This is a genomic window from Citrobacter sp. EC_71, from assembly GCF_019584005.1.
GTDB lineage: Bacteria > Pseudomonadota > Gammaproteobacteria > Enterobacterales > Enterobacteriaceae > Citrobacter > Citrobacter werkmanii.
The window spans coordinates 41341-56951 of the sequence record NZ_VDAY01000021.1; the positions used below are offsets into that span (position 1 = coordinate 41341).

Genomic DNA, 15611 nt, shown 5'->3' on the forward strand with positions numbered 1-15611 from the left:
CATGGCAAAGTTATGGATAGCCCTGTTGCTACTGTTTATTGGTGGTTTTTCTCAGATGATCGCTGCGGCAGACGATGAAGCTGCTTTTCATCAGCAACTGAATACAATGAACGTTAAGCCTTATCATCATTCACTGGAAGCAACCGGACGCGATACATCATGTCAGTTGTGCCATGGCGCCAGTACGCCAGTTGCTGCACCCAGTGATAAGTCTTGCCTTAATTGTCACGGTTCTCGCGATCAGATTGCCGAATTAACGCAACCCAATCCACATGATAAGAATGCTGAGCCTAACCCGCATGATTCAATGCATTACGGTAAAGACGTTCCTTGTACTGCTTGTCATAACGAGCATAAACCCTCGGTGATTTATTGTAATAATTGCCATCTCTTTAAATATCCGGATATGAAGCCATGAGGGAAATCATGCGCGGATTGTTAACAAGGAGCTTCTTTTTCCTACTGGTAGGGGCGATGCCGCTGGCGGGATTTTCTGCGCCAATTCCGACAGAACAACTCAATCAACCTTGTCTGGCATGCCATGCAGACGAAGATATTGAGGGAATCTCGACGGATAAAGTGCAAAATAACTTATTTGTTTCCCCGGATAAGTATCACGACAGTGTGCATGGTGAGGTGCCGTGTATCGCTTGCCATCAGAGTAAACCTGGTAGTGAGGGATTTTCTGTTACTCCTCATGTTCTAAATGCAGGAGGAGATAAGAACTGTGAAAGCTGTCATGGTGTGGTAATGCGCGATACCGTACATGCCATACAGCAGAGCGTACACAATGAAAAGATCGCCAAAGGACAGTTCTCCTGTACCTCGTGTCATAACGCACACACCATGACTGCGGGAGAAATCAATCATCCGGGTAAACAACGGATTGCCGACGATAATTTGATGTGTACGAATTGTCATTCGCGGGCGGGGGTCTTTACGCAGCTGTCAGGGGGAAAAGCCTCAACGTCTCAGGATATGGCGCATTCAGTGCTCCCTTATGCAACTGAACATCTCAAGAGCTTACGCTGTATTGATTGCCATGCTGATATAGCTGATACCACCTTGCATCGTATTCAGCCTGCCTCGCAAACGATCGGTTGTGAACAATGTCATGGAGATAGCGCGTTGTTGGCTACCCGACTAAAAACGTTTGCGCCGGATGAAGATGCGCTGGTTGGAAGTCTGCTTGGAAAAGGGTTATTTGATGATACGTCTCTCAGAGAAAAACTGGCGACGGTGGCGCCTCGTGTTCCTATGGTTCGTCAGATCGATGGCGTGTTGTTTACCGATACCTATATGATTGGTAATAATGGAAGCGGGCAGGCAGATCGCCTCATAGCCTGGGGGTTAGGCGGTTTCGTTGTCTTGTTACTCTGTCATGGTTTCGGTCGGCTTATCATGTCACGCCGTACCGCTGATATGCCGATGGAGAAAAGTTATCTCTATACACTTCCTGTTCGTTGCTGGCACTGGCTGAATGCGCTGTGTTTCGCTGCGCTAATCATAAGCGGTTGCGCATTACACTGGGTAAGCGCGCGATTCTCACTTTGGGTCGATGTGCATAATATTGCTGGTGTAGCGTTATGCGTTATTTGGCTGGGGTTTATCCTGGTGGCGATATTTGGTAACGGACATCACTATCGCGTGCGCTGGCAAGGTTTTGTTGGGCGGTTTATCCGTCAGACACGCTATTATCTATATGGCATTTTCCGTGGTGAATATCATCCAGAGCATGCATCGTCAGAGGCCAAATTCAATATCCTCCAGCAACTGGGATATATCTGCGTGATGTTTTTATTATTGCCAATGTTGATCGTGACTGGGTTATTGATGATGTTTCCTGCTCTTACTCCCGAAACGTTATTGGCGTTGCCGGGTAGGCAGGTTGTGGCCTGGCTTCATTACGGTCTGGCAGTGGTGATGGTAGTCTTTATTATCGTACATCTTTATTTATGCAGTACAGGTGATACGCCAGGCGCACTCATTAAAGGTATGCTTGACGGTTTCCATCGTTCCAGAAAGAAAAAATAATGGGTGTCTCCCCTTTCCCGGATGTGGGAAAGGGGGGAAGATCATTTATCTTTAACGACTATACCCAGTTTTTTTATTTTACTGTACAGCGTGTTACTGTTGATACCAAGTAACGCTGCGGCGCCATCTTTGCCAGATATCTTTCCCCGAGTTTGTTGTAATGCTTTTTGAATGTGTTGGCGTATAGCCTCATCCAGTGTGCTAATTAATAAGGTATCCCTCTCTCGCGGTAAAACAATATTCAATTCGTTGGTTGTGCAACGGAAAAAAGCATTTTCTAATAGACCAATCAATTCCGAAATGTTACCAGGCCAGTTGTACTTTAACAATGAACGGAGAGAATCATCGCCTAATACGGGTAAAGATGTATGCTTATGCTGGCTTGATAACCTCCTCAAATAGTGTGTTAATAGCAGAGGAATATCATCATGACGATATCGTAGCGGGGGTAGTGTAATTACCTGACAGAGAATATTTGCATACCGTTGGCTTGTCAGATAGTCATTAGATATATCGTTGTTTACGGGATTTTGTACCATTGAAAATGGTTGTGTTTGTATAGCAATGATCTGTAGTTGGCAATACTCGAGATAGTTTGAATGAAGCCCGAGCAGAAAGGTTTGCCAGCGTTCAGGGAAGGATTTTATTTCTTTGATGAGTAAAGAACCCTGATGTAAAATCAGAAATAAAGCAATGTTGGGTGGTTTACTTAAGTCGATGCTTATTGTCCTGTCCACAACACCGTTTCTCATAATGATCAACTGGCCCTGAGGCGTTATAAATCCATAATAATTACTGTGGTTTGGGTTGCGTTGTTGAATTTCTGAGGCAAACGTTTTTTTGCCGACACCATCCTCCCCAAGAAGTAGAATAGGTTGTTTGCTATTTGCCAGTTTACTCAAGGAGCGGTACAGCTGATACAGATGAGTATTAGTTTGACTGATAACAAATTTTTCACTTTCTTCTGCGACAGAAAACGCGGGCAAAGGAGGCGGAGTATTATTCAATAAAAGATTTTGCCGTGACAGGGCAATAAAAGCCAGTAAGGAGAGTTCACCTCTTACTGATTCAAATAATTCAGCATGTTGAGGTGTAAAGGCGTTAGCATGATGGCTAAATATACCCATTGCACCAAGGCGTAGGCCGTCCAGATGCATGCGCATCAGGATTAGCGATTTGATATTACGAAAACAGGTGCTAACGACGTATTCAGTCAACGGACATTGGCTCAGATTATCTATAACCTGAGTAGAAAAATTATCTGAATGATTGAATTGTCGGGCAATATTTTCGGGGATAGGAATAACGTCTCGTTTCAATCGTGCCGTTTTGTGCGTTGCTAACGCTAAAAACTGAATACAACGAATATCATTACGATAGTAGTTAAAGAAAATACCGTCACAAATTATTGAGTCTGGTATCGACTGTAGGCAGGCATACATGGATTTCTCCAGTTGTGTACTGCTACATAATGCGGTTCTCAGATGTGAAAATGTCCTGTCCATGGTATATCCATTATTCACGTTGGCTACATGTCGAAAAAACGTATCAAATATATTTGATGTTGCAACTGCAATATTAAGTATCACTATGCCACAATAACGAAGGAGAAAAAACAAAGAAAAGTGAGTGATGGGACAGGCTTAAGCAAAAAAATAATCCAGAAGCATAAACACTTACTGGATTATTTTAGAATAAAAAATGAATTTCGTTATCAGGCTTTCACGCGCTGAATATAATCGCCAAATGCGGTCAGTTGACCGGTCAGATGGTCCAGCGTGCTTTGGTCGATGACTTCACCCGTCTGCGGGTCCACCTTGTTCTGAATGACGCCGCCCATAAATTCCGGCTTGTTCATCACCATGGCGTCGAGGAACACCAGGATCTGACGCAGATGGTACTGACAGCGCGCGCCGCCAATAGCGCCCATTGAGCTGGTCTGAATCAGTACCGGCTTGCCAGATAATGGCTGATCGGGCAGGCGGGACAGCCAGTCGATGGCGTTTTTCAGTCCGCCAGGAACAGAATAGTTATATTCCGGTGTCACGATAACAACACCATCAGCTTTCCTGATTTGCTCTGCCAGCGCTTCTACGCTGGCCGGGAAACCTTCTTCCTGCTGGAGGTCGGCATCGTACAGCGGGATATCACCAATCGACGGTAACGCGCTCACTTCCATTCCTGCGGGCGCAATTTTAGGCAGTGTGCGGGCAACCATGCCGTTAAACGAACCTTTGCGCAGACTTCCCAGTAACGTAACAACATTCAATGTTTCAGACATGGTGACTCCTGTTTCATCATGAAGGTTAAATCAGTTAAGCGTATGGCTTTTCGCTGCGCATAATTGAGAGAACCGGATCAGACGACCCGTTGGCTCATTGGCGCGAGTCTGGATATCAGGCAAACTTTTCCAGTCCTGTTTACCATCAAACTCCCAAACCTTGAGTTTTTCAATGGTTGGCGTAACCGCAACCGACCACACCAGCACATCTTCCGCATCGCAAATGGCTTCAACCTGCGCAACATGGGCACATTTCAGACGCCCTGCGCCGGGTAAAAGCTGGAGTTCGCGCGGATCGTCATTACACACATCGCCGGTGAGTTTGAGAACGCTCTGGCGCAACGTAATGAGTTGCGCACGCGCTTCGTTAGGGTCGTTTTGGTTATTGATCCACAGATTTTCGTTACTGGAGAAGCGCCAGGTTTGTGTTGAATTCGGATTGTGAAAACCGCGTGTCGCTCGCTGAAGCTCCATATCCAGGCCGCAAACACCTTCTGTTGTCAGTGCAACGCCAACAATATTTCCGGCATAAGAAATCGAAAATCCCGGCAGGTTTTTATCGCGAAAAACGGGCTTACCTTTCGCCTCAGTAACAATCTCAGGCAACGTGCTGGTGCCGTAAAGCATGAACATCAGTTCTGCGAGAAGACTTCGGGAGGCCAGGAAGCGTGTTCGACGGTGAGCGGGTAGATTACTTGCTTCAATGTGATATGGAGTAGGGAGACGAACTGAAACCAAGTGTCCCTCCGTAAGAATCCCTCTGGCAAAATGTGTCGCCATTTTTCGCTCCGTGATTAATGGTCCGTGATTATAACCAGAGTAACATTTACACGGCGTTCAGGCAGGTTTTACGGGTTAAAAAATAAACGGAAACGGGATACATTACGCGACATTTACATTTCTGTTGCAAGAATGGTCATTTAAGCAACACTGTGGCGGCGGATCGTCAGGACATATCGCGATACAGCGCCTTGATCGTTTCTTTCAGCCAGACGATCTTCGGATTATGGCTGTTACGTTTATGCCAAAGGAGGGTGAACGGTACGCGCATTTTCTCTAACTGCGCAGCATCAAATGGCATAGGACGCGCCACCAGCGGAAGCTGGTGGAGTTGGTTATAACGCTGACAATAGACCGGCGCTGTGGCTATCAGCGCATGATCCGGCTGGGCGGCCATAAACAGCGACTGCTCAAAACCTGGCAGGCATAACGCGATATTGCGTGTGCGCCCCATCTCCTGAAGCACATCGTCCAGCGCCCAGGTATCGCTTTGCTCCCAGCTAATACTGATGTGGGGATAGCGCAGAAATGTATCCAGACTCCACTCTTCCTGCAATGCCGGATGATCTTCACGTAGCCAGACGCAAGGGAGATCGGAAAACAACACTTCATGGTCGATCGACAACGGCAGTAGGCTCAGCAGTTCTCGCGAACGCGGATGGCTTTCGCGGCCGGTGAAGCCGATATCCACCTCGCCGCGAATAATCGCATCCAGCGAATCATAGTCCCAGTTGCGTATTTTGATCGTCGCCTGGGGATAACGCTGATAGATTTGCCGGGAGAGGGCGTTAAACATGATCATGACCAACGGCGTTTCGGCCACCAGATCAAACTTCAACCCGCGCGGAGCCTCATGGTGCGGCTTATCCAGCAATTGATTGCTCATCTGCATCCACTCTGCCAGATTCTGCTCCATGCTGACCATTAACGGCGTCGGCGTAAGTCCCAGCGGGGTGTTTACAAACAACGGGTCGTCAAACCAGGTCCGCAGTTTCGACAGCGACTTACTGACCGCCGACGGCGTGACGTTCATCCGTTTGGCGGTTTTGGTCACGCTGCGTTCCTGCATCAATAACTGCAGGCAGAGCAACAAATTAAGATCGAGACTGCTGAGGGATTTCTTCATGAGTTGGCGCGGACCGGTTGGGGGCAACAGTGATAATCAGCATGATACTCACTATGCTACAGCCAATCAGAATCCCGATCAGCATATTCAGCGCATCAAGGCCGAGGACCGCTGCCAGCCAAATCCATAGTGATGAACCGCAAACCTGTGCAATACCTAACGCCGAGCTGGCAACTCCTGCACGCAGCGAGAACGGTCCCAGCGCCTGACTCATGGCGACACCAAAACCAACCGAGAACCCGGCGCAGATTAAAGTCAGCCCAAACAGCGTTACTGCGTGTGAGGCGGCAAGGGTTAACACTACGCCCGCTGCCAGAAATAACGCCTGTGAAGTCAGCATCAGAACGCGAGGCTTGAATACACTGAGGGCGAACGGCGTCGAGAAAGAGACCGCCATACTGATGCCTGCGGTCATAGCCATCGTCGTGGCGTATTCACCACGGTCGAAGCCCATCACTTCCATCAGCAGCACCGGAGAGGTATTCACGAAGGTCAGGATCACCGACACACTGAGGGTGGTTATGGCCAGGCGGCTTAAGAAAAAACGGTTCACCAAAGACTCGTTGGTGTGGTTCTTTGGTGTAGACGTCGTGAGGGTCGCTGGGCGCGATTCTCGCAGGATAAATACCGACAGCAGGCATACGACTACACCCATACCCATCATCGTGTAGAACAGGCTTTGCCACGGATACTTGAGCATAATCAGATGCCCCATGACCGGAGCCAGCACCGGTACGATACAGGTGATTCCGTTCAACAGCGACAGCACTTTTGCGCGGCGGCGATCGTCGAGCGTATCGCGCAGAATAGCGAAAGCCACCACATAGCAGCCGCCAGCGCCCACTCCCTGAATAAAGCGGCCTACCAGGAACGGCGTACCGCTCTCGGCGAAAGAACATAGCGCAGAGGCGAAAATAAAGATGAGTGCGCCGACTATGGCGACCGGTTTGCGGCCTGACTGGTCGGCAATTTTACCGGCGAAAAGCATCGCCGTCGCCATTCCCGCCAGATAAACCGAAAACGCAATATGCAGTTGCGCCTCGCTGGCCTGTAGATCGGCCGCAATGCGGGGCAGCCCCACCAGATACATATCAATACCGGCAGGATAAAGAAGAACCAGGGCGAAACTGCAGATTAGAAAGCGTGTCATAGCGACCTCATGAGGAATGTGGCGCTAAGCATACGGGCAGAGAGTCAACTGCACGAGTTGCCATTTGGACAACAGTGATTTCCACATGGGAAATCATTGTTGTTGCCGGGTGGCGGCGTAAACGCCTTCTCCGGCCTACGGGGCCTGTAGGCCCGGTTAGCATCGCGCTACCGGGCAACACAAGGTTACTTACCGATACAGAAGCTGGAGAAAATCCGTCCCAGCAGATCGTCGGAGGTAAATTCACCGGTGATCTCACTGAGGTTTTGCTGCGCCAGACGTAGCTCCTCTGCCAGTAGTTCCCCGGCCCATGCTCCGAGCAGTTGAGCTTTGCCCTGCTCGAGATGCTCCGCCGCTTCTGCCAGCGCCTGTAGGTGACGACGACGCGCCAGGAAGCCGCCTTCCATATTGGTTTCAAAGCCCATGCTCTGCTTGAGATGGTTGCGCAGCACATCAACACCTTCCCCGGTACGTGCGGAGAGACGAACCAGTGAGTGGCCATTTACTTCGCTAAGACCCAGCGTTTCACCGGTAATATCCGCTTTGTTACGCACCACGGTAATAGGTAGTTTGGCTGGCAGACGGGCAATAAAGTCCGGCCAGATCTCCGCCGGGTCGGTAGCGTCAGTGGTGGTGCCATCAACCATAAACAGCACGCGGTCGGCCTGCTCAATTTCCTGCCACGCGCGCTCGATCCCAATGCGTTCCACTTCATCGTTAGCGTCGCGCAGACCGGCGGTGTCGATGATGTGCAGCGGCATGCCGTCGATATGGATATGCTCGCGCAGGACGTCGCGGGTGGTACCGGCGATGTCGGTGACAATAGCCGCTTCGCGGCCTGCCAGCGCGTTTAGCAGGCTTGATTTCCCGGCGTTCGGGCGACCAGCAATCACCACCTTCATCCCTTCGCGCAGCAGGCTGCCCTGACGCGCTTCGGCACGTACAGCATCAAGGTTGCTGATAACGCTATTGAGCTGCGCTTCAATCTTGCCGTCAGACAGGAAGTCGATTTCTTCATCCGGGAAATCAATCGCCGCTTCCACGTAGATGCGCAAGTGAGTGAGCGCTTCCACAAGATGATCTACCCGTGCGGAAAATGCGCCCTGCAACGAGTTCAGCGCTGAGCGAGCCGCTTGCTCCGAGCTGGCATCGATCAGGTCGGCAATCGCCTCGGCCTGGGCTAAATCGAGCTTATCATTGAGAAACGCTCGCTCGGAGAACTCGCCCGGTCGGGCAATGCGCACGCCTGGAAGCGTCAGGATACGTTTTAACAGCAGGTCCAGGATCACCGGACCGCCGTGCCCTTGTAGCTCCAGCACATCTTCACCGGTGAAGGAGTTCGGGCCGGGGAACCACAGCGCAATACCCTGATCCAGCGCGCTGCCGTCAACGTCTTTAAACGGCAGGTAGTCGGCATAGCGCGGCTTTGGCAGCTTGCCCAGCACCTCTTGCGCAATGTCACGCGCTTTCAGACCAGAGATACGCAGGATACCCACGCCACCGCGTCCCGGAGGGGTGGCCTGAGCGACGATGGTGTCGTTATGGCTCATGATATGTCTCTTTGTGATGCAATAAAAAAGGCGGTCTAATGACCGCCCTTTACGTTATGTTCCGTTTGCCGGATGGCGGCTTCGCCTAATCCGGCCTACACCGAATCAGGAGTTTTTCTTCTCGCGGCTATGCAGCCCACGCTTCTCCAGACCACGGTAAATCAGCTGCTGCTGAATAATGGTTACCAGGTTGCTGACGATATAGTACAGCACCAGACCTGACGGGAACCACAGGAAGAACACGGTGAAGATGACCGGCATAAAGGTCATGATCTTCTGCTGCATCGGGTCGGTCACGGTGGTAGGAGACATCTTCTGAATGAAGAACATCGTCACGCCCATCAGGATCGGCAGAATGTAGTACGGGTCCTGTGCAGACAGGTCATGGATCCACAGCGCGAACGGCGCATGGCGCAGTTCAATGGAGCCCATCAGCATGTAGTACAACGCCAGGAAGATTGGCATCTGGATGATCAGCGGGAAGCAGCCGCCCAGCGGGTTAACCTTCTCAGCTTTGTACAGGGCCATCATTTCCTGGCTCTGACGCTGTTTGTCATCGCCCAGACGCTCACGCATAGCCTGAATCTTCGGCTGCAGCATACGCATCTTCGCCATGGAGGTGTACTGCGCTTTGGTCAGCGGGTACATGATGCCACGAACGATAAAGGTGATAACGATGATGGAGAAGCCCCAGTTACCCAGGAAGCTATGGATCCATTTCAGCAGTTTAAACAGCGGCTGAGAGATGAACCACAACCAGCCGTAATCCACGGTCAGATCCAGGTGCGGTGCAACGGCCGCCATTTTATCCTGAATTTCCGGGCCGACCCACAGGGTGCTGGTCATCGCACCAGTCTGGCCTGGCTGTACCAGTACCGGCTGTGATTTATAGCCGATAGCGGCAATGCCGTTACCCAGGTTAGCGGTATAGAAGTTGTTGGTACCGTCGTTACGCGGAACCCATGCCGTTGCGAAATACTGTTGCAGCATTGCGACCCAACCGTCTTTAGCGTTGACGTTCAGGTTTTCGTTTTCAGCAATGGTGTCGAATTTGTATTTCTCATACTTCTCATCCGGCGTGGAGTAGGCCGCGCCACGGAAGGTGTGCAGCGCAAAGTTGCTGCTACCGGTGTCGCGATGAGATGGCAGATTGATGGATTGCTTCAGCTGACCAAAGGTGGAGATTTCCAGCGGTTTCTCGCCGGCGTTCTGCACGCTGTAGTTAACGTTGACAGCATATTCACCACGCTTGAGGACAAACGTTTTAGTGAACGTGTTACCCGCTGCGTCAGTATAGGTCATCGGGATCTGCAGTTCGTTCTGACCGTCTGCCAGTACAAATGCGTCTTTTTCGACGTTGTACAGCGGACGTGGGCCGTTAGCCGGGTTATCCGGGCCGTCACGACCGGTCAGGCCACTCTGTGCCTGGTAGATGAACTGTGGCGTAGTTTCCAGTAACTGGAACGGTTCGGTAGAACCAAGTTCTTTCGGGTAAGCTGGCAGCGAAGCCTGTTCCACATCACCACCACGGGTGTTGATGGTCAGATCAAGCACGTCAGTCTTAACCGTAATCAGTTTCCCCTGGCCACTGGCCGGTACGCCCTGGTCTGCGGCGCTACCCGCTGCGGTGGTCGTTGTCTGCGTGGTCTGTTGGGCCTGAGGTTGCGGGTTTTTATCCTGCTCCCAGGCTTGCCAGATCATGAAAGACACGAACAGCAAAGCGATGACTAAAAGATTGCGTTGCGAATCCATCGTTAGTGTTCTCTGGTATCAAATGGTCCGGGCGGGACGGGATCGTCACCACCAGGGTGTAAAGGGTGGCATTTTAATACGCGTTTCACCGTCAACCAACTGCCTTTTATCACTCCAAACCTGCGCAATGCCTCAATTCCGTAGCTCGAACAGGTTGGAGTGAAACGGCAATGCGGCCCAAGCAGCGGACTGATCAGGCGTTGATAGACCCGAATGAGGGCTATCAGGACCCGCGAGCCAGGCGACAATGGCGACGCCATAATTTTTCCAACGCTTCCGAGAGAGCACGGTTATCGAGGTCAGCAACCCCTTTTTTCGCCACCACCACGAAATCCATTGCGGGAAGTTCGTGCTGACGTAAACGGAAGCTTTCACGCGTCAGACGTTTAATCCGATTGCGTTCATGCGCACGTTTAACATTTTTCTTGGCGACGGTAAGACCGATACGGGGATGCCCCAGCGAATTCAGGCGGCCGAGGATGGTGATTTGCGGCGTGCCAGCCCGTTGTGGCTGCTGGAAGACGAATGTGAAATGAGTGGGAGTTAACAAACGTAACTCCCTGGGAAATGCGAGCTTAACCACTCAGGGGCTAGCTTTTATTACTTAGAAACGGTCAGACGAGAACGGCCTTTAGCACGACGACGTGCCAGAACCTGACGACCATTTTTATTAGCCATACGAGCACGGAAGCCGTGAGAACGGTTGCGCTTCAGTACAGACGGTTGAAAAGTGCGTTTCATGGCGATTTCTACCTAAACTTGAATAAATTCACTGACTTTTGCGTATACCCGAACGAGTTTCGAACGACTTACGCCACAGTGTGGGTGATTAAAGAGGCCGGATTGTAATAATTGTACACTCCGGAGTCAATTCTCTTTCCTTATTTCCCGCTTTTTTCCACAAGGTTTTGTGTGAAAAACAGGCAGCGTTGACGCCGTAAGGCGACCGTTACTCGCTGGGGGTAAGAATTATACGGGCTGGTGGATAAAGCGCAAGGATCGCACGGGATCTTTATTAGATCGTTTAAGCAGTAAAGCATCTTTACTCATTAATTTTTTCAATATGCGCGCTAAAACCTGCAGCACTTCTCCAGGATCGTTTACACTTAGCCGATTCTGGATCATCCTGTGGATAAATCGGGAAGAATCTGTGAGAAACAGAAGATCTCTTTCTCAGTTTACGCTATGATCTGCGGTCCCGATCGTTTCAATGGATCCTGATCGGGGAAAAATTGCAGATAGCAATTCGCACGTCACCCTTTGCATAGGGTCTTGTCGGTGTGCGTCAACAATCATGAATGTTTCAGCCTTTGTCATTTATCGACTTTTGTTCGAGTGGAGTCCGCCGTGTCACTTTCGCTTTGGCAGCAGTGTCTTGCCCGATTGCAGGATGAGTTACCAGCCACAGAATTCAGTATGTGGATACGCCCGTTGCAGGCGGAACTGAGCGATAACACGCTGGCTTTGTATGCGCCAAACCGTTTTGTGCTCGATTGGGTAAGGGACAAATACCTTAATAATATTAATGGATTACTAAATAACTTCTGTGGAGCGGATGCCCCACAGCTGCGTTTTGAGGTCGGAACTAAACCCGTCACGCAAACGCTGAAGACGCCGGTAAATAACGTTGTCGCGCCTGCCCATGTGGCGCAACAGGTACAACCGCAACGTGCTGCTCCTGCGGCGCGCCCTGGTTGGGACAACGTCCCGGCTCCGGCAGAACCTACCTATCGCTCTAACGTCAACGTTAAACATACGTTTGATAACTTCGTTGAAGGTAAATCTAACCAACTGGCGCGCGCGGCGGCACGTCAGGTGGCGGACAACCCTGGCGGCGCCTACAATCCGTTATTCCTTTATGGTGGTACGGGTCTGGGTAAAACCCACCTGTTGCATGCTGTCGGTAACGGCATTATGGCGCGTAAACCGAACGCGAAAGTGGTGTATATGCACTCCGAGCGTTTTGTGCAGGACATGGTTAAAGCTCTGCAAAACAATGCGATCGAAGAGTTTAAACGCTACTACCGCTCCGTCGACGCGCTGCTGATCGATGACATCCAGTTCTTTGCCAACAAAGAGCGCTCGCAGGAAGAATTCTTCCACACCTTCAACGCCCTGCTGGAAGGTAATCAGCAGATCATCCTGACGTCGGATCGTTATCCGAAGGAGATCAATGGTGTTGAAGATCGACTGAAATCCCGCTTCGGCTGGGGGCTGACTGTTGCGATCGAACCGCCAGAGCTGGAAACACGCGTGGCGATCCTGATGAAAAAAGCCGACGAAAACGACATTCGTCTGCCGGGGGAAGTGGCGTTCTTTATTGCCAAGCGTCTACGCTCTAACGTGCGTGAACTGGAAGGCGCACTGAACCGCGTGATCGCCAACGCCAATTTTACCGGCCGGGCGATTACCATCGATTTCGTGCGCGAAGCGCTGCGCGATCTGTTGGCTTTGCAGGAAAAGCTGGTCACCATCGACAATATTCAGAAGACGGTGGCGGAGTATTACAAAATCAAAATTGCGGATCTGCTTTCTAAGCGTCGATCTCGCTCGGTAGCTCGTCCGCGCCAGATGGCGATGGCGCTGGCAAAAGAGCTCACCAACCACAGTCTGCCGGAAATTGGCGACGCGTTTGGTGGGCGTGACCATACTACCGTGCTTCATGCCTGCCGCAAGATTGAGCAGTTGCGTGAAGAAAGCCATGATATTAAAGAAGATTTCTCCAATTTAATCAGAACATTATCTTCGTGACGCTATGAAATTTACCGTTGAACGTGAACATTTATTAAAACCGCTTCAGCAGGTCAGCGGCCCGCTGGGTGGACGTCCTACACTGCCGATCCTCGGAAACCTGCTGCTGCAGGTCGCTGACGGTGCGCTTTCTCTGACCGGTACCGATCTCGAAATGGAGATGGTGGCGCGCGTGGCGTTGATCCAGCCCCATGAACCTGGTGCGACCACCGTTCCGGCACGTAAATTCTTCGACATTTGCCGCGGGTTGCCGGAAGGCGCGGAAATAGCCGTTCAACTGGAAGGCGACCGCATGCTGGTACGCTCTGGTCGCAGCCGTTTCTCGCTGTCCACGCTTCCTGCTGCCGACTTCCCTAATCTGGATGACTGGCAGAGCGAAGTCGAATTCACTCTGCCACAGGCCACAATGAAGCGCCTGATTGAAGCCACGCAGTTTTCGATGGCGCATCAGGATGTGCGTTACTACTTAAACGGCATGCTGTTTGAAACCGAAGGGGAAGAGCTGCGTACTGTGGCGACCGACGGTCACCGTCTGGCGGTTTGTTCAATGCCTGTCGGTCAGCCGTTGCCCAGTCATTCGGTGATCGTACCGCGTAAAGGTGTGATTGAACTGATGCGTATGCTCGACGGCGGTGACAACCCGCTGCGCGTGCAGATTGGCAGCAACAATATTCGTGCGCACGTGGGGGATTTCATCTTTACCTCCAAGCTGGTAGACGGCCGTTTCCCGGATTATCGCCGCGTATTGCCGAAAAATCCGGACAAACATCTGGAAGCCGGTTGCGATATCCTCAAGCAGGCGTTTGCCCGTGCGGCGATCCTCTCGAACGAGAAATTCCGCGGCGTGCGTCTGTATGTCAGCGAAAATCAGCTTAAAATCACCGCCAACAACCCGGAGCAGGAAGAAGCAGAAGAAATTCTGGATGTCTCCTATCCTGGTACGGAACTGGAAATCGGTTTTAACGTTAGCTACGTGCTGGACGTTCTGAACGCGCTGAAGTGCGAGAACGTGCGTATTCTGCTGACTGATTCCGTATCGAGCGTACAGATTGAAGATGCCGCATCACAGTCGGCTGCCTATGTTGTTATGCCAATGAGACTGTAATGTCGCTCACCCGCCTGTTGATCCGCGATTTTCGCAATATCGAAAGCGCGGATCTCGCTTTATCCCCTGGCTTTAACTTCCTGGTTGGCGCGAACGGCAGCGGCAAAACCAGTGTGCTGGAAGCCATCTATACGCTCGGCCATGGCCGGGCGTTTCGCAGTTTGCAGATTGGCCGCGTGATTCGCCACGAGCAGGAGTCGTTTGTTTTACACGGACGTTTGCAGGGAGAAGAGCGTGAGACGTCGATTGGTCTGACGAAAGACAAACTGGGCGACAGCAAAGTGCGCATTGATGGCACCGACGGGCACAAGGTCGCTGAACTGGCGCACCTGATGCCGATGCAGCTGATCACGCCAGAGGGGTTTACTTTACTCAACGGCGGCCCCAAATACAGAAGAGCATTTCTTGACTGGGGATGCTTTCACAATGAAGCCGGATTTTTCACCGCCTGGAGCAACCTGAAGCGACTGCTCAAGCAGCGCAATGCGGCACTGCGTCAGGTGAGTCGTTATGAGCAACTGCGCCCGTGGGATAGAGAACTTATCCCGCTGGCGGAACAAATCAGCACCTGGCGCGCGGAGTACAGCGCGGGTATCGCGCAGGATATGGCGGATACCTGCCAGCAGTTTCTTCCCGAGTTTTCTCTCTCGTTCTCTTTCCAGCGTGGTTGGGAGAAGGAGACAGATTATGCCGAGGTGCTGGAACGCAGTTTTGAACGCGATCGCATGTTGACCTACACCGCACACGGCCCGCATAAGGCGGATTTCCGCATTCGTGCCGACGGTGCGCCGGTAGAAGACACGTTGTCGCGTGGGCAGCTAAAACTGCTAATGTGCGCCTTACGTCTGGCGCAAGGGGAGTTCCTGACCCGTGAAAGCGGACGGCGCTGCCTGTACCTGATAGATGATTTTGCCTCTGAACTGGATGATGCGCGTCGCGGGCTGCTGGCCAGCCGCTTAAAAGCCACGCAATCACAGGTCTTTGTCAGCGCAATCAGCGCTGAACACGTTATAGACATGTCCGATGAAAATTCGAAGATGTTTACCGTGGAAAAGGGTAAAATAACGGATTAACCCAAGATA

General features: G+C 51.4%; 15 protein-coding genes. 5 read left to right on the plus strand and 10 right to left on the minus strand.

What is annotated here, in order from left to right:
• The first annotated feature begins 1 nt into the window (after window position 1).
• The gene (locus FHD02_RS19425; protein ID WP_137361470.1) at window positions 2–418 is read left to right on the plus strand and encodes a cytochrome c3 family protein; all 417 of its coding nucleotides are present in this window, start codon (window positions 2–4) and stop codon (window positions 416–418) included.
• A gap of 8 nt (window positions 419–426) precedes the next feature.
• Window positions 427–2034, plus strand: a complete 1608-nt coding sequence (phsC, locus tag FHD02_RS19430; protein WP_137371340.1) for a thiosulfate reductase cytochrome B subunit — start codon at window positions 427–429, stop codon at window positions 2032–2034.
• 41 nt (window positions 2035–2075) lie between these two features.
• Here phsC and FHD02_RS19435 read toward each other — a convergent pair whose 3' ends face one another.
• The 10 genes from FHD02_RS19435 to rpmH form a co-directional block, all read right to left on the minus strand.
• Entirely contained in the window at window positions 2076–3539 is a 1464-nt protein-coding gene (locus FHD02_RS19435) for a sigma 54-interacting transcriptional regulator (RefSeq protein WP_255597425.1), read from the minus strand.
• A gap of 209 nt (window positions 3540–3748) precedes the next feature.
• Window positions 3749–4315 carry an NADPH-dependent FMN reductase gene (locus tag FHD02_RS19440; RefSeq protein WP_003023832.1) on the minus strand — a complete coding sequence of 189 codons (567 nt, stop codon included), beginning with the start codon at window positions 4313–4315 and terminating at the stop codon, window positions 3749–3751.
• 30 nt (window positions 4316–4345) lie between these two features.
• The gene (locus tag FHD02_RS19445; protein ID WP_042311427.1) at window positions 4346–5095 is read right to left on the minus strand and encodes a 4'-phosphopantetheinyl transferase superfamily protein; all 750 of its coding nucleotides are present in this window, start codon (window positions 5093–5095) and stop codon (window positions 4346–4348) included.
• 166 nt (window positions 5096–5261) lie between these two features.
• A complete protein-coding gene (gene yidZ / locus FHD02_RS19450) occupies window positions 5262–6221 on the minus strand; it encodes an HTH-type transcriptional regulator YidZ (RefSeq protein ID WP_042311429.1) in 960 nt (319 codons plus the stop codon).
• Entirely contained in the window at window positions 6190–7371 is a 1182-nt protein-coding gene (locus tag FHD02_RS19455) for an MFS transporter (protein WP_137361467.1), read from the minus strand. The genes yidZ and FHD02_RS19455 overlap by 32 nt, the downstream gene beginning before the upstream one ends.
• Window positions 7372–7556: 185 nt before the next feature.
• On the minus strand, window positions 7557–8921 hold the full coding sequence (gene mnmE / locus FHD02_RS19460) for a tRNA uridine-5-carboxymethylaminomethyl(34) synthesis GTPase MnmE (protein WP_137361466.1): 1365 nt from the start codon (window positions 8919–8921) through the stop codon (window positions 7557–7559).
• 105 nt (window positions 8922–9026) lie between these two features.
• Window positions 9027–10673, minus strand: a complete 1647-nt coding sequence (yidC, locus tag FHD02_RS19465; RefSeq protein WP_006687746.1) for a membrane protein insertase YidC — start codon at window positions 10671–10673, stop codon at window positions 9027–9029.
• A gap of 2 nt (window positions 10674–10675) precedes the next feature.
• Window positions 10676–10933 carry a membrane protein insertion efficiency factor YidD gene (gene yidD / locus FHD02_RS19470; protein WP_003023846.1) on the minus strand — a complete coding sequence of 86 codons (258 nt, stop codon included), beginning with the start codon at window positions 10931–10933 and terminating at the stop codon, window positions 10676–10678.
• Entirely contained in the window at window positions 10897–11256 is a 360-nt protein-coding gene (gene rnpA, locus FHD02_RS19475; protein ID WP_003844432.1) for a ribonuclease P protein component, read from the minus strand. Before rnpA ends, yidD begins: the two co-directional genes overlap by 37 nt.
• A gap of 17 nt (window positions 11257–11273) precedes the next feature.
• On the minus strand, window positions 11274–11414 hold the full coding sequence (gene rpmH, locus FHD02_RS19480; protein ID WP_003023858.1) for a 50S ribosomal protein L34: 141 nt from the start codon (window positions 11412–11414) through the stop codon (window positions 11274–11276).
• A gap of 606 nt (window positions 11415–12020) precedes the next feature.
• On the opposite strand from rpmH, the gene dnaA reads away from it, so the two are divergent.
• The 3 genes from dnaA to recF are packed head-to-tail and all read left to right on the plus strand — an operon-like array spanning window position 12021 to window position 15602.
• Window positions 12021–13424 carry a chromosomal replication initiator protein DnaA gene (gene dnaA, locus FHD02_RS19485; RefSeq protein ID WP_003827078.1) on the plus strand — a complete coding sequence of 468 codons (1404 nt, stop codon included), beginning with the start codon at window positions 12021–12023 and terminating at the stop codon, window positions 13422–13424.
• A 4-nt stretch (window positions 13425–13428) separates the two neighbouring features.
• Complete coding sequence (gene dnaN, locus FHD02_RS19490) at window positions 13429–14529, plus strand: DNA polymerase III subunit beta (protein ID WP_005121477.1); 1101 nt, start codon at window positions 13429–13431, stop codon at window positions 14527–14529.
• The gene (recF, locus tag FHD02_RS19495; RefSeq protein WP_038635725.1) at window positions 14529–15602 is read left to right on the plus strand and encodes a DNA replication/repair protein RecF; all 1074 of its coding nucleotides are present in this window, start codon (window positions 14529–14531) and stop codon (window positions 15600–15602) included. Before dnaN ends, recF begins: the two co-directional genes overlap by 1 nt.
• Window positions 15603–15611 lie beyond the last annotated feature (9 nt).

Bases quoted from the DNA above. Each gene is read 5' to 3' on its own strand.
- FHD02_RS19425 (WP_137361470.1), top strand. From the start codon at position 2: ATGGCAAAGTTATGGATAGCCCTGTTGCTACTGTTTATTGGTGGTTTT.
- phsC (WP_137371340.1), top strand. From the start codon at position 427: ATGCGCGGATTGTTAACAAGGAGCTTCTTTTTCCTACTGGTAGGGGCG.
- FHD02_RS19435 (WP_255597425.1), bottom strand. From the start codon at position 3,539: ATGGACAGGACATTTTCACATCTGAGAACCGCATTATGTAGCAGTACA.
- FHD02_RS19440 (WP_003023832.1), bottom strand. From the start codon at position 4,315: ATGTCTGAAACATTGAATGTTGTTACGTTACTGGGAAGTCTGCGCAAA.
- FHD02_RS19445 (WP_042311427.1), bottom strand. From the start codon at position 5,095: ATGGCGACACATTTTGCCAGAGGGATTCTTACGGAGGGACACTTGGTT.
- yidZ (WP_042311429.1), bottom strand. From the start codon at position 6,221: ATGAAGAAATCCCTCAGCAGTCTCGATCTTAATTTGTTGCTCTGCCTG.
- FHD02_RS19455 (WP_137361467.1), bottom strand. From the start codon at position 7,371: ATGACACGCTTTCTAATCTGCAGTTTCGCCCTGGTTCTTCTTTATCCT.
- mnmE (WP_137361466.1), bottom strand. From the start codon at position 8,921: ATGAGCCATAACGACACCATCGTCGCTCAGGCCACCCCTCCGGGACGC.
- yidC (WP_006687746.1), bottom strand. From the start codon at position 10,673: ATGGATTCGCAACGCAATCTTTTAGTCATCGCTTTGCTGTTCGTGTCT.
- yidD (WP_003023846.1), bottom strand. From the start codon at position 10,933: ATGGCGTCGCCATTGTCGCCTGGCTCGCGGGTCCTGATAGCCCTCATT.
- rpmH (WP_003023858.1), bottom strand. From the start codon at position 11,414: ATGAAACGCACTTTTCAACCGTCTGTACTGAAGCGCAACCGTTCTCAC.
- dnaN (WP_005121477.1), top strand. From the start codon at position 13,429: ATGAAATTTACCGTTGAACGTGAACATTTATTAAAACCGCTTCAGCAG.
- recF (WP_038635725.1), top strand. From the start codon at position 14,529: ATGTCGCTCACCCGCCTGTTGATCCGCGATTTTCGCAATATCGAAAGC.